At 72.4% G+C, this 11,853-nt stretch carries 13 protein-coding genes; 7 read left to right on the forward strand and 6 right to left on the reverse strand.

All coding sequences use genetic code 11. The annotated features are described in order from the left end of the window. The first annotated feature begins 119 nt into the window (after positions 1 to 119). Positions 120 to 1,247 (forward strand): hypothetical protein, encoded by a 1,128-nt coding sequence (locus ACWC1K_RS46170; protein WP_450839713.1) that lies wholly within the window; start codon positions 120 to 122, stop codon positions 1,245 to 1,247. Then, positions 1,247 to 2,737: a hypothetical protein gene (locus ACWC1K_RS46175; protein ID WP_450839715.1), complete on the forward strand. Its 1,491-nt coding sequence runs from the start codon at positions 1,247 to 1,249 to the stop codon at positions 2,735 to 2,737. The genes ACWC1K_RS46170 and ACWC1K_RS46175 overlap by 1 nt, the downstream gene beginning before the upstream one ends. A 30-nt stretch (positions 2,738 to 2,767) precedes the next feature. Here the strand turns inward: ACWC1K_RS46175 and ACWC1K_RS46180 are convergent, their stop codons facing one another. The 3 genes from ACWC1K_RS46180 to ACWC1K_RS46190 all read right to left on the reverse strand — a co-directional run bounded on the left by ACWC1K_RS46180 (position 2,768) and on the right by ACWC1K_RS46190 (position 4,714). Next, positions 2,768 to 4,045, reverse strand: a complete 1,278-nt coding sequence (locus ACWC1K_RS46180) for a hypothetical protein (protein WP_450839716.1) — start codon at positions 4,043 to 4,045, stop codon at positions 2,768 to 2,770. A gap of 97 nt (positions 4,046 to 4,142) precedes the next feature. Continuing rightward, entirely contained in the window at positions 4,143 to 4,448 is a 306-nt protein-coding gene (locus ACWC1K_RS46185; RefSeq protein ID WP_450839718.1) for a hypothetical protein, read from the reverse strand. Continuing rightward, entirely contained in the window at positions 4,445 to 4,714 is a 270-nt protein-coding gene (locus tag ACWC1K_RS46190; RefSeq protein WP_450839719.1) for a DUF6303 family protein, read from the reverse strand. Before ACWC1K_RS46190 ends, ACWC1K_RS46185 begins: the two co-directional genes overlap by 4 nt. Positions 4,715 to 4,872: 158 nt before the next feature. Between ACWC1K_RS46190 and ACWC1K_RS46195 the strand changes: the two genes are divergently transcribed. Genes ACWC1K_RS46195 through ACWC1K_RS46205 form a run of 3 tightly spaced genes read left to right on the forward strand, consistent with a single transcriptional unit; the run spans position 4,873 to position 6,559 of the window. Next, on the forward strand, positions 4,873 to 5,259 hold the full coding sequence (locus ACWC1K_RS46195) for a hypothetical protein (protein ID WP_450839721.1): 387 nt from the start codon (positions 4,873 to 4,875) through the stop codon (positions 5,257 to 5,259). A 3-nt stretch (positions 5,260 to 5,262) separates the two neighbouring features. Continuing rightward, entirely contained in the window at positions 5,263 to 6,081 is an 819-nt protein-coding gene (locus tag ACWC1K_RS46200) for a hypothetical protein (protein ID WP_450839722.1), read from the forward strand. Between the two features lie 43 nt (positions 6,082 to 6,124). Further along, positions 6,125 to 6,559: a LexA family protein gene (locus tag ACWC1K_RS46205; protein ID WP_450839724.1), complete on the forward strand. Its 435-nt coding sequence runs from the start codon at positions 6,125 to 6,127 to the stop codon at positions 6,557 to 6,559. Between the two features lie 395 nt (positions 6,560 to 6,954). On the opposite strand, the gene ACWC1K_RS46210 is transcribed toward ACWC1K_RS46205, so the two are convergent. The 3 genes from ACWC1K_RS46210 to ACWC1K_RS46220 all read right to left on the reverse strand — a co-directional run bounded on the left by ACWC1K_RS46210 (position 6,955) and on the right by ACWC1K_RS46220 (position 9,290). Next, positions 6,955 to 8,064 (reverse strand): 3'-5' exonuclease, encoded by a 1,110-nt coding sequence (locus ACWC1K_RS46210; RefSeq protein WP_450839726.1) that lies wholly within the window; start codon positions 8,062 to 8,064, stop codon positions 6,955 to 6,957. A gap of 158 nt (positions 8,065 to 8,222) precedes the next feature. Beyond that, complete coding sequence (locus ACWC1K_RS46215; protein WP_450839728.1) at positions 8,223 to 8,786, reverse strand: hypothetical protein; 564 nt, start codon at positions 8,784 to 8,786, stop codon at positions 8,223 to 8,225. Between the two features lie 87 nt (positions 8,787 to 8,873). After that, complete coding sequence (locus ACWC1K_RS46220) at positions 8,874 to 9,290, reverse strand: hypothetical protein (RefSeq protein ID WP_450839730.1); 417 nt, start codon at positions 9,288 to 9,290, stop codon at positions 8,874 to 8,876. Positions 9,291 to 9,735: 445 nt separating this feature from the next. Here ACWC1K_RS46220 and ACWC1K_RS46225 point away from each other — a divergent pair, with 445 nt between their 5' ends. Together ACWC1K_RS46225 and ACWC1K_RS46230 are read left to right on the forward strand one after the other, a co-directional pair. Then, on the forward strand, positions 9,736 to 10,170 hold the full coding sequence (locus ACWC1K_RS46225; protein ID WP_450839731.1) for a plasmid mobilization protein: 435 nt from the start codon (positions 9,736 to 9,738) through the stop codon (positions 10,168 to 10,170). Positions 10,171 to 10,313: 143 nt separating this feature from the next. Continuing rightward, a partial coding sequence (locus ACWC1K_RS46230; RefSeq protein WP_450839733.1) for a relaxase/mobilization nuclease domain-containing protein occupies positions 10,314 to 11,853 on the forward strand: 1,540 nt, incomplete at its 3' end.

The raw sequence follows: 11,853 nt of genomic DNA on the forward strand, positions 1-11,853 counted from the left end.
CGCCACCAGGCGGGCCGACCGGCCAGAGGCCGGAACCACCCCCGAAATTCGCAGGCGGTAGCCAACTTTTAATTTCTGGAATACTAGAAACAGTAATCCAGAAATGGTAGGGTGACGGCATGTCAGAGATCAGCGGAAGTGACGCGCAGGCCTACCGGCTCCGGCTGGACGTGGTGGAGTCGCCGGTGCGGGCCGCGCCGTACGCCGGCCCGCTCGCCTGGACCGACGGCCGTATGTACGACGGTGGGTTCTACGGCGAGGTGACCGTGCGCGTGCACGACGCCGGCCAGCTGGGCACTGTGCGGCGCGAGGTGGCCGAGCGGCTGGCCCCCAACTGGGGTGTGAGCGCCCGCCGGTTCGAAGAGGACGTGTGGTTTTCCCGGCAGGGCGGCCGGTACTGCGGCGACGAGCGCCGGGTGGCCCGGCACGGCCTGAAGATCACGGGTGACCCGCTGCGGGTGGCCCGGTTCGCCGCCGACCTGCCGGGCGTGCTCGCCCTGATCGAGCGGGCCGCCACGGCCATGATGCGCACGCTGGGCCGCTGGGTGCGCGACTCGGCGCGCGGCCAGGAGTGGGCGGACCTTCACGATGCCCGGCATCAGCGGGTCGAGCGCCGCTGGTGGCGCCGCTCGTACATGCGGCACCTGGCCCGCTGGATCGGGCCCGAGGCGGTCGACGTGTCCGGCGCCGAGATGCCCGACTGGTCGGACGACTGGCTGAACCTGACCACGCGGATCGCCCAGGCCACGGCGCACACGGTCGACATCACCGTGGCCCGGGACCACATGAGCGAGGCCTTGCTGTACGCGAAGGCCGTCCGCCCCGAGCCCCGGCCGGTCGAGCCGGCCGAGGAGCCGGGCAGCCGGTACGCCACCGTGCACGAGGCGATTCACGCCCCCGTCGAGCGCAACGACGAGATCGGCGACGTCGAGTTCTGCGTGGGAGAGCCGGCCGACGAGCAGGACGCCGCCGTTCTCGTCGAGGACCAGGTGCCCGCCACCGTCGGCGAGCTCACCGGGCCCGAGGTGTTCCCACCGCTCACGGCCCGCCGGGCAGGCCCGCGACGAGCACGGTCCGGCGCTCCGGCCGCGCCGGTGCGGATTGTCGCCCGGCGCCCCGCATACGGCAGCATCGGCACCCGGCCCCACCGACGGCGGCCGCCGCACCGGCCCCGCGCGGGCAGCACCCACCCGCCGGCTACCACGGCCACCCGATCTACGCCCCGCAGGAAGGCCCGCACCCACTGATGAGCGAAGCGACGATGACCCCGGACGGTGACGAGCAGGGTGCCGACGGCGAGGGTGTCGAGGAGGCGCCGTTCGGCTACTGGCCCGAACCCTGCCGCTGCTGCGGCGAGTTGATCGCCCGCACCAAGCCGGCCGGCGCCGGGCGGCCGCCGGAGTACTGCTCCACCCAGTGCCAGAACGATGCCAAAGCGGCCCGCGCGAGGGAGCGCAACTCCCCCGGCCTGCCGGGGCAGATTGCCCGGCTCGGCGAGTTCGTGGCCCGCATGGAGCAGATCACCGACGGTGTGAAACAGGAAGTCTCGAAGGTGAGCTCTCCGGCCGGCCTGGAGGCCCGGCTTGCCGCCGCCCGCGCGGCCGCGCACCAGGAGATCAGCCAGGCTCAGCAGGCCACCGCCGAGGCCCAGACCCACGCCGCCAACGCGCGGGCCGAGGCCGAGCAGGCGAAGGCGGACGTCGAGGCCGCCGAGGCCCGCGCCGCGGCCGCCATCGAGGCCCGCGACCACGCAGTTGAGGTGCGGGACGCGGCGATCACCGCACGCGAGGACGCCGAGGAGACCACCCGTCAGGCCGTCGCCGCCAAGGACCGCGCGGAGGAGACGGCCCGGAACGCCGAGGCGGCCCGGCAGGCGTACGAGGAGGAGGCCCGCCGCGCGCAGGAACGGGCCACTCAGGCGGCCGAGGAAGCCCGCCGGGCCGAGGACCGCGCGGAGCGGGCCCGCACCGAACGCGACCAGGCCCAGCAGGCGGCCGCCGCCGCGCAGGCCCGCGCCGAGGCCGCCGACAACGCGGCCGAAGAGGCCCGCCGAGGCGAGCGCGAGGCCCTGCGCGCCAAGGGACTGGCCGAGGAGGCCCAGCACCAGGCCGAGCGTGCCCGGGATGCCCACGAGCAGGAGGCACGGGCGGCCGTCCAGCGCGCCGAGCAGGCCACCATGGAACGCGACCAGGCGCAGGAGCGTGCGCGGGCCGCCGTCGAGGAGCGCGACACCGCCCGCAGCCAGGCCGCCACGGAGACGGCCCTGCGCGAGGCGGCCGAACGGGAGCGCGACCGCATGCAGCGTGAGCGGGACGCCGCGGTTGAGACGGCCCGCAGCGACTCCCAGCGGCGGGCGACGGCCGAGGCCGAACGGGACACCGCCCACCGCGAGCTCACTGACGCCAACCGGGCCCGCCGCGAGGCCGTCGAAGCCGCCCAGCGCGCGGCCGCCGACCACGCCCGGCTCGCCGACCAGGTCGAGGAACTACGCGAGTTGCTCGCCGAGGAGAAGGCCCAGCGCCGCGACGCGCAGAGCCGAGCGGAGAGCGCGCAGGCCGTCGCCGACGCCGAGACCCGCCGAGCCGACGCCGTCGAGGGCGAGCGCCAGCGCGCCGAGGCTCGCACGGCACGGCTGGAAAGCCAGTTGGAAAGGGCCCACGACGACCTCGACAAGCTGCGCGAGCGGCTCGCCGGCCGCCGCCCGGACACCACCGACGAGGAGCCCACCACCACATGAGTCACTGTGAGCGGCTGACCTGCGCAGGTTTCAGGAACCGGAACGCGTCCGAGGCAGGCGGGTCGTGGCCCGCATGATCACGGTGGGGTTGTCCTGCCAGGGCACCCGCTCGTCGTAGTACCGGGCCAGCGCTTTGGAGCCGGGGGCGTAGCGGTACTGCCGCTCGACGACGTCCCTGGGCACCCCGCGCTGCTGGGCGTCCTGGATCGGCCCGCGGCGCATCGAGTGGCCGGTGTAGCGGCGCAGCCGGTGCCGCAGCAGGCGGCGACGACGCCGCCGCTCGACGGCAAAGGCCTCCCGCTCCGGCTCCGCCAGCGCGGCGAGTTCGGCCGCCTCGGCCGCCGTGGACAGCAGCCGCCGTTCCTCCCCGTCGAGTTCGCGGGTGAGCCCGGCGGCCGCCGCGGTGGCGCGGACCAGGTTCCTGATCGTCCGGTCCCCGATGCCGCCGGCCCGCTCGGGATCCCGCGGCGGCCGCCCGGCCGTGGTGAACTTGCCGTTCTTGATCCGCCGCAGCAGCGGCCCGCGTTCGATGCCGGCGGCTGCCAGATCCTCCCGCCAGGCCCGCCAGGCCGCCACCGGGCAGGTGGCATCGTCCTGCGCGACGACCCGCACCACGTCCCTGGTGCGGCCGTGCGGGTTGGTCTTGCTCCGCCGCACGGTGATCACCAGGGCGGGCAGCTGCAGCAGCTCGCCGGTGTCCTGGTCGTCCACCTCGGCGATCTCCTCGACGACGTCCCGGATGTTCAGGGCGCCCGGCTCGCAACTGCGGCCGCCCATGTACCAGTCGAGGGCGAGCGCGCAGGCGTCGCGCCGGCCGGCGAGGGTGGACCGGTCGAGGGTGGCCAGCATCGCGGCCAGGTCGTCGCGGCTGCACGCAGTGGCCTGCAGCGCATCCCCGACGCCGTCCGGATCGTCGGCCAGCTCCAGGGCGCGGTGGTTGATGATGCTGGTGATGTACGAGCGGTCCTCGTCGTCCAGCGGGTGCCCACTGACCGCCAGCGCGTGGGCCAGGGTGCCCACGTACGCCTCAAGGGTCTCCGGCTGGTGGCCGCGGTCGGCGAGGTGCGCGACGTAGTCGGGCACGGTGCCCGGGTCGCTCGCCACCCGCCCGTGCTCGTTGCACCAGGCGGTGAACCGATCGGCCCGCGACTCCCGGTTGCGGTGGGTGTTGTGCGGGGTGCCCAGCCGGACCCGGCGGGCCGCGGCCGTCGACAGAGTGCGGCCCGAGGGGGTACGCACCCGGTCCGGCCCGGCCGTCGCGACCGGGGCCGACGGCGCGTCCACGGCCCAGAAGTTGACGGCGGTCATACCGGCCCCCGCCGGGCCAGCCGACGCACCAGACGCCGCAGGTCAGCCCACACGGCCCGTGCTTCATACCCGCTCAACAGCGTCCAACCCCGGCCGGTCATCGGGACGTCGCCCCGTCGTGCCGGTGCGGCCAAGCCGCCTTGAGCCGCCGGATCCGGGCCTGTTGGTGCCGCGCGGCGACCAGGACGGGGGTGGTGATCCCCACCAGGCCCGCGGCGAAGCCGAGCAGTGGCCACCCCGTGGGGTGAGCCATCGCTAGCGTCACGGCGACCAGGCCGCACACCGCCGCGACCAGCGACGCCCCCAGCCGGACCCGCCCGAGCGGCCAGGGCTCCAGGCCGGCGTACTCCTCGATGGGCGTCAGGTCGCCGTCGAACCGGGCGTGACAGTCGCGCGCGCTCATGCCGGATCACCGCCGAGCAACTGCACCGGCAGGGTGGCGCTGACGTACACCGCGTCGCCGATCGGGGTTTCCCGCCAGGCCCAGGCGGCACCGGGCAACGGCCGGTAGCCGAGCCGGGCGAGCGCGGCGGCCCGTGCCTCCGGGCCGGGCACCGGCCACAGCGGCAGGGCCTCGGAGACCGCGGTGTCGTCGCGGTCGCCGTGCACGACGAGGGCCCACCCGTTCTCAGGGCCGTTCAGCATGAACCGCGCTTCGATCTGCCCCACCGGGGTCTCCTGACGGTCGCTCACATCCTGTACCCAAAGCCTACCCTGCGTGTTTACCGACTCCTGGAACGTATCGGAAAACAGGCCACGTCGAGCCCTTTCGGTCAGGAATCCCTGACGGGCTGACAGATGTCAGGGATTCCTGACACGATGACGGCATGTCAACCAATCCGACACCGAAGACGCCCGAGCTCCCCGACGGCATGCGCGTGCTCAGCCACCGCGAGATGCGCGCCGTGCACGACGCCGTGCGCACCAGCGCCCGCCGGGCCGGCGTCCGCGGCCACCTCGCCGACAAGATCGCCGACGACACACTCGCCGCCGTCGGCGTGTTCAACCAGCCCCCGACGCCCGACCCCGGCGAGTGCACCGCGCAGTACCTGCCGCACGACGCCGACGAGTTCGGCGAGTCCGGTCTCCTCGGGGTGTGGCAGCAGTGCGCCGACGAACCCGGCCACGACGGCGACGAACACGACAACGGCGAGGTCACCTGGCGCGACACCTACCCGGGCGCCCTGCCTGCCCGCCCGGCGAAGGAGGCCTGAGCGATGGAAACCTGGCTGTTGGAGAACACCCCGCAGGGCCGCCGGCACGCGGGCTATCCGGTCGGCTACCTGGACGACCACACGGTGCGGTACCGGGCCGGCGGGGTGCTGCACGAGCGGCAGTTCGTCGACGCCGCTGAGGGCCCCGGCGGCGAGTGGACCGGGCCCGGTGCAGAGCGCCTCGACCAGCCCAGCCACCTGGCCCCTGGTTGCCGCTGCGGGTGGCTCGGCCCGGCCCGGCCGTACCACCCGCAGGGCGGCCGGCGCGGCGACGGCCGGTACGACGGCCAGGGCCAGGAGGTGTACGCGGCCTGGCAGGCGCACGCCACCGCGGTGCTGCGGGCCGAGGTCCCGGAGGCGTACCGCGAGCGGCTCGCCGCGTTCGCCGTCCCCCTCGGCGAGCTCGCCGACGAGCGCCCGCGAGCCGCCCTGGTCCTGGCCCGCCAGCTGCGCGAGCTCGCCGACCACCTCGAACCCCTCGCGGCCGCCGAGTCGTTGGCGCACGGCGTGCCGTGGGAGACCATCGGGACCGACCTCGGCCAGAGCAAGCAGGCCGCCCACGGCCGCTACGTCCGCAGCCCCTCCGCCGACCTCGAACGGCGCGTGCAGTCGCTCACCGGCGGCACCGTCACCGAGTTGCTCGACGCCGCCCGCACCCGCCGGCCCGGCACCCCGCCCCCCGGCCACACCGGATGGCCGGACGCCGTGGCCCGCATCCTGCACAACCCCGCCGTGATCGACTGGACCGGCGAGCTGGGGCCCGCAGCTCTGGAGGAGCACGCTGGAGACGAGGACCTCGACATGGGGCGGCAACGGCCGTGAGCCACCCTGGCCGTCAAAATCGAACACGTGCTCTACTTGGGATATGGCCCGACCAGCTTTTCCGCTCGACTTGATCCAGGCTCAGCGCGACTGGAACCGCGTCCACGCCGCGCTGGAGCGCCGACCCGTCCCGCCGCCCGCGCTGCGTCGCCGGTTGGAGATGTTGTCGGTCCGGATCGCTGTCCATCCCTTCTGGGAGACGGAGGCCGGCCGGGCCACAACGGCCCGGGGTGACCTGCGCCGGCGGGTGCAGGAGTTGGAGGAGGCCGAGAGCCGCCTGACGGACCAGCAGCAGCGAATTCTCGCGTGCATCAGGGACTGGATAGCCGAACACGGGGAGCCGCCCACGCTGCGGCAGATCGGCCACACCGTGGGACTGTCGAGCACCGGGTCAGTCTCCTACCAGATCACCAAGTTGGAGCGACTCGGTGTAATCGATCGCCGCAGCAATGGGAGAGGAATCGCCCCGCGCTCGTGAGCCGACCTCGGACGCCGGGGCGGGGCGCTGTCGACTGTTGCCCGGCCACGGCGATGCCCGCGCCGACACGGAGTGACCACACCGGTCGTCACCACTGCGCGGCAGCAGGTGCTCCCCCTCAGCCACTCGCGTGCGGTGCGGTCTGCTCACGCTGCTGCATGCGTGACGGGGGCAGTACGGCGACCGGCCCCGGACCGGCCCGGCGGACGGCGGCCGCAGCCGAGCCGGGCACCCCTCCCCTCCCCGCCGGCCTTTGAGTACGCGCACAACGACGATGCCGGCAGACGGCGGACGGCTGGCCATGTAAACCCCGGCGAGATGCCGCCGCGCCCGGAGGGCCGCCGGAGGCAGTCGGAAGACCGACCGTGCGCTGTGCACGAGAGTGGCGGGAGGAGTCAGGCGTAGTCGTCGTACTCGTCGGCGGGCCGCGGACCGCGTTCGCTCTCCGGAAGCCGGGGAGCGGATCCGGTGGCGAGCTCACGCAGCAGCTGCGCCGCACCGGCCGCGTCGGCGGCCGCGCGATGGTTGCCGTAGGGCAGTGGCTGCCACCGGTAATCGTTGCGGTAGGCGTTCCACTCACCGTGCCACTCGGAGTAGGGAAGCATCAGGTCGACCCAGCGCGCCCGCTGCAGCCAGGCCCCGGTGTAGGCGAGTGCCTCGGCATCCTCCAGGCCGACCGTCTGGCGTGCGTGGCGGTGTACCTCGCGGGCGATGACAGCCAGGTCGTACGAGAGGTTGTAGACCGCGACACAGCAACCGTCGATGGCCGCGCCGAGCGCGTCGAGGACGCCGGAGAAGCGGGGTGCGCCCGCGTCGGCAAGCATCGCCTTGCCGATGCCGTGGATCGAGTGGGACTGCTGGGAGATTGGGCCGCCCGGTGTCACCAGCGACTCGAACGCGGTGCGGCCATCGGCATGGCACACCGCGACCTCGACGGCCCAGCCCTGCAGCGCGGAGGTCTCGGTATCCAGGGTGAGGACCGGGTGGCCGTCGAGGAGCGCGGCCGCCCACTCCTGGGGACCCCGCGGCCCCTGGTCGAGCGGGCGGGGCGGCAACGCCGGCGCGAGGTCGAGCGTGTCGACCAGTTCGGCGACGCGGTGGCGGATCGTCGCGCACGGACCACAGGCGATCTGCTGGGCGTAGTAGCGCGGCTCGTCGGTGAGTTCAGCGCAGTCGAAGCAGCGCCAGGCCCGCGCGAGAAACGCCCTGTGCTCGGCCTCCCGGCGCCCCTTCTCCAGGGCAGCGAGCTGCGCCGGGGAGCACTCCCGCTTTGCGCGCGCCGCATGCCGGTCGTACAGCGGAGTCTCACCCTCGCGCTTGTAGTAGTACCAGCGCGCGTAGCCGAGGTGCGGCTGACGGTAGGCACGGGTCAGACCGGCCCGGTTCAGTTCGTTTTTCGTCAGCAGATGCGCCGGCCTGTCCCCCAGCCGGTAGACGGGCAACCCGTCCTCGTGCACGCGCACGATTTCGTGCGCACTGCCCACCGTCGTGCTCTCGCCGGCCATCTGACACCCTCTCCACTCGACGTTTGCGGAACAAGTCGTGCACCAACACCTTTGCGCACAGGCACACATGGTGGACCAGGCCACTGACAGCTAGCAATTAACCGGGGCCACCTCGACTACGTTCTAACTACCCAGCCTGAACGTCACGCAGGCGCTTTTCAGGCCTCACGCAGCAGGTTGATTCCCTGCCGGATGATCCGGCCGAGCGTGTAGATCTCGGCCTGGAGTTCGGCTCTCCGCGCGGCTGCCGCACGCCCACGGCGGGCGGAGCGGCCAATGAGCCGTTCGGCCTTGAGGGTGGCGATGAAAGGTTCGCTGTAGCGGTCGGCGGCGAGCCGGGCCGTGTCCACGGCGATGGTGTCCAGGTCGTAGGAGGCCTTGAGGTCGAAGCCCTGGTGTGGTGTGCCGGTACGGCGGCCGCGCACGCTGTGCCGCTTGCGTTCCTCGTCGGTCCACGGTCTCCAGGGGCCGGCCAGGTCCGGTAGGGCGAGGCGTGCCCGGATCGCATCATTGACGAGGTGGACCTGTCGCGGCCACCGGCGCGGTCGGACGTCAGCAATTTCCAGGTGGAGCGCGAGCGGCAGCGGTTCGCCGGCGGGGATGCCGAGGCGTTCGCGTTGGTCTGCCACCCAGTCTGTTTCCGTGTTCATGTTGTCCGTCGCTGTCGCGTCCAGCCACGTGTACTGATCGATGGTCAGCCACACCACCACGGTGGTCGTCATGGTGTTGCCTCCAAGGGGTGCGATGGGAGTACGAAGCCCCCGGCCAACCGGCCGGGGGCGAGTTCGCGTGTACACGCGAAAATGTGGTCAGACACTCGGCGAGGCCGAGGCGCCGGCGGGTGCTCCGGCACCGGTCGCTGCACCGTCCCCGGCCGGACTTTCCGGCCCGGAAGGGGCGGACTGGCCGGGCACCTTGTCCCGGTCGGCGACCGTCGGTGCGGCCCTGTTGGCGGCACGCTTGGCCGAAGACCGCTTGGCCGGGCCACGCTTGGCCGGGGCCGGCGGCTCCGCCTCCATGGCGGTGAGTTCTTCCTCGCTCCATCCAGCCTTTGCGGCCGTCTGGTATCGCGTGCGGTACTCGTCGTTGAGGGCGGCAAGTTGTGCCTCGACGGCCTTGCGCTTGGCCAGGGTCTCGGCGAGTGGTTCGAGCGCGGCCATGCGGTCGGCGAGGAGTTCCTTGCCGCGTTCGAGGATCGCGCGGGTTGCGTCATCAGCGGTCGTCATGGCGCACATGGTAGCCGTGACACCGGACGGTGCGGCAATGTTCGGCAGGTGCTCAGTCTGAGGGGGCCACCCCCTCAGACTCCCCCGAACGCACGGCGCCGTTGGAGGCCTTGCTCTTGCGAGAGGGGAAACCCCTCTCGCGCTCTCCCCAAGCGCCCCGTCACGCGGGTACATGCCTGCCCCGGCCTGCCCGCCTGACCGGGGCTCAAGGACGCGGCCGGGGCCGCGGCACCTCTCTTCCGCGCTGCGCGCGGGTCGCCCCTTCGCCGCGACACCCCACCCCCTCCGCGCATACGCGCGGCCACCATTCTGGCGGAGCAAGTTATACGTTACGGTTCCCGTAACGACTTGATCGCGGTTTGGGGCCGCGATATTTGGGGGACGTTCGAGCACGAACGATCCCCGGGTTTGGGAGGGTTGAGAAGCAGTGCCGAGTGAGCCGAGCATGCAGCCTCGTGTGCGACGTCGTGAGCGCAAGACCGAGAACCCGCGTGAGCACCGTGTGAACCTTCGCTACAACGACGACGAACATGAAGTCGTGTCACTCGCCGCGCGTCTCGCGGGCCTGACGCCCGCCAGCTATGCCGCCCGTGTGACTCTCGCAGTCGCCAAGGGCGAACTCGCCCCGATGCCGACCGGCGAGGCCGACCGCATCAAAGCCTTCCGCGACGCCGACGTGTCCCTGAACCGCATCGGCACCAACCTCAACCAGATGGCCGCCGTACTGAACCAGGCGGCACTGATCGCCACCGGCGAAGTCCTTGAGGTAGTCCTTGCGATGCACGCGGAGATCACCGCCACGCGAGGCGAAATCGGCGAGGCCGCACAACGGCTGATGCTCGCAGGCATCGAGGCCGCGCCGTCGAGGAGCCGACGCTGATTGCCAAGGCCGCGAAGCGCGGCAGCCGCGCGAAAGGTCTCCTGTTCTACCTGTACGGAGCAGGCCGCGCGAACGAACACGAGGACCCGCACTTGGTCGCCGCGTGGTCCGAGTGGGTGCCGGATCCCGGACGCTCAGAGACGATGACCGTGCAGCAGCTCGCCGCGCTCCTGGACCAGCCCGTGCACGCGCTGGAGGCCGACGGCGGCAAGCCGTGGAAGAAGCACGTGTACCACATCCCGGTGTCGAACGAACCCGGTGACCCAACCCTGACCGATGCCCAGTGGAAGGAGGTTGCACAGCGCATCGTCGAGGCTTCCGGCATCGTCGACTCGAACGAACCGGGCGGCTGCCGATGGGTAGCTGTGCGGCACGCAGACAACCACATCCACATCGTGGCGACCCTCGTGCGGCAGGACGGCAACAAGCCATCGATCCACGGCGACGCCTACCGGTTCCGCCCCGTCTGCAACGAGTTCGAGCAGCGATGGGGACTGACGCAGACGGCGCCGGCGGACCGCACCGCGCACCGGCGGCCAGAGCGAGGCGAGACGGAGAAGGCGCGGCGCAAGAACCTGCCCGAGCCACCCCGGGAGACGCTGCGGAACGAGGCCTATGCGGCGGCCGCCAAGACATCGAATCCGGCGGATTTCTTCGCCGCTCTGCGAGATGCTGGGTTCATGGTCGAAGCCCGTACGGGACGAGATGGTGAGCCGACCGGATACAAGGTCGGACGGCCCGAGTGGCGGACGAAGGAGGGGGCGTTGATCTGGTACAGCGGCGGACGCCTCGCACCTGATCTGTCCCTCCCCCAGTTGAAGCAGCGATGGGCTGGCATCGGGCCGACGGCGGGCCTGTCGCGCGTCGAGTTGCTCAACCGGGCGGCCGCGGTGACGAGCCAGGCCACCGACATGGTGGCGCGGGCTGCACGCGAGAATCCCGCCCAGACGCCGGCCGTGGTGTCGGCTGCGGCGGAGCTGATGACGGCGAACGCGCACGCCCTGGAGGGCCGCAGGGGCGGACCGCTCACGGACGCCGCCGAGGCCTTCCGGCGCGCTGCCCGCGTGCCGCACCGTCAGCCGGTGCAGCGCGATGACACGGCGGACGCGATGCGGCTGTACGCGCACACGATCGCCCAGACCGGGCGGTTGCTCGGGGCCGGAGAGAAGGACGGCGCCCGGCAGCTTGCCGCGCAACTCACCATGCTCGTGGACGCGGTGGCGATCCTGCGGGAGGCCCAGCAGGCGAGGCACCAGGCAGAGGCCGCACTTGAGGCCGCACGATTCTCCCGGCAGCACCCCGGACAGCCCCTGCCCGCCCATCTCGCCCAGGCCGCCGCCGGCGCCTCGGGGACGACCATGCGCATCATGGGCCGGGACGTCGAGGTGCGGGCGGACGCAGCGGAGCGCGAGGACCTGCAAGACGTGGTCCGCCGAGGGCTCGGCACCCGCGCGGACGGGGTGCTGAACGATCCCGCGTGGCCCGCGCTCGCCACGACACTGGCGAAGGTCGAGCAGGCCGGCCGCGATCCGCTGGTGACGCTGCGCAGTGCCCGCGCGGAACGCGAACTCGGCACCGCGGAAAGCGTCGCTCAAGTCATGGTGTGGCGGCTGGAGAACCGGTTGGAGAAATGGCAGCAGGAAGGCACGAGTGATGCACCGCAGACCCAGCAGCCGACACAGG

The sequence above is a fragment of the Streptomyces sp. NPDC001492 genome (genome assembly GCF_053597275.1).

What these genes read in the sequence shown, in the direction of transcription:
- ACWC1K_RS46170 (WP_450839713.1), top strand. Translation starts at nt 120, where the DNA reads ATGTCAGAGATCAGCGGAAGTGACGCGCAGGCCTACCGGCTCCGGCTG.
- ACWC1K_RS46175 (WP_450839715.1), top strand. Translation starts at nt 1,247, where the DNA reads ATGAGCGAAGCGACGATGACCCCGGACGGTGACGAGCAGGGTGCCGAC.
- ACWC1K_RS46180 (WP_450839716.1), bottom strand. Translation starts at nt 4,045, where the DNA reads ATGACCGCCGTCAACTTCTGGGCCGTGGACGCGCCGTCGGCCCCGGTC.
- ACWC1K_RS46185 (WP_450839718.1), bottom strand. Translation starts at nt 4,448, where the DNA reads ATGAGCGCGCGCGACTGTCACGCCCGGTTCGACGGCGACCTGACGCCC.
- ACWC1K_RS46195 (WP_450839721.1), top strand. Translation starts at nt 4,873, where the DNA reads ATGTCAACCAATCCGACACCGAAGACGCCCGAGCTCCCCGACGGCATG.
- ACWC1K_RS46200 (WP_450839722.1), top strand. Translation starts at nt 5,263, where the DNA reads ATGGAAACCTGGCTGTTGGAGAACACCCCGCAGGGCCGCCGGCACGCG.
- ACWC1K_RS46205 (WP_450839724.1), top strand. Translation starts at nt 6,125, where the DNA reads ATGGCCCGACCAGCTTTTCCGCTCGACTTGATCCAGGCTCAGCGCGAC.
- ACWC1K_RS46210 (WP_450839726.1), bottom strand. Translation starts at nt 8,064, where the DNA reads ATGGCCGGCGAGAGCACGACGGTGGGCAGTGCGCACGAAATCGTGCGC.
- ACWC1K_RS46215 (WP_450839728.1), bottom strand. Translation starts at nt 8,786, where the DNA reads ATGACGACCACCGTGGTGGTGTGGCTGACCATCGATCAGTACACGTGG.
- ACWC1K_RS46220 (WP_450839730.1), bottom strand. Translation starts at nt 9,290, where the DNA reads ATGACGACCGCTGATGACGCAACCCGCGCGATCCTCGAACGCGGCAAG.
- ACWC1K_RS46225 (WP_450839731.1), top strand. Translation starts at nt 9,736, where the DNA reads ATGCAGCCTCGTGTGCGACGTCGTGAGCGCAAGACCGAGAACCCGCGT.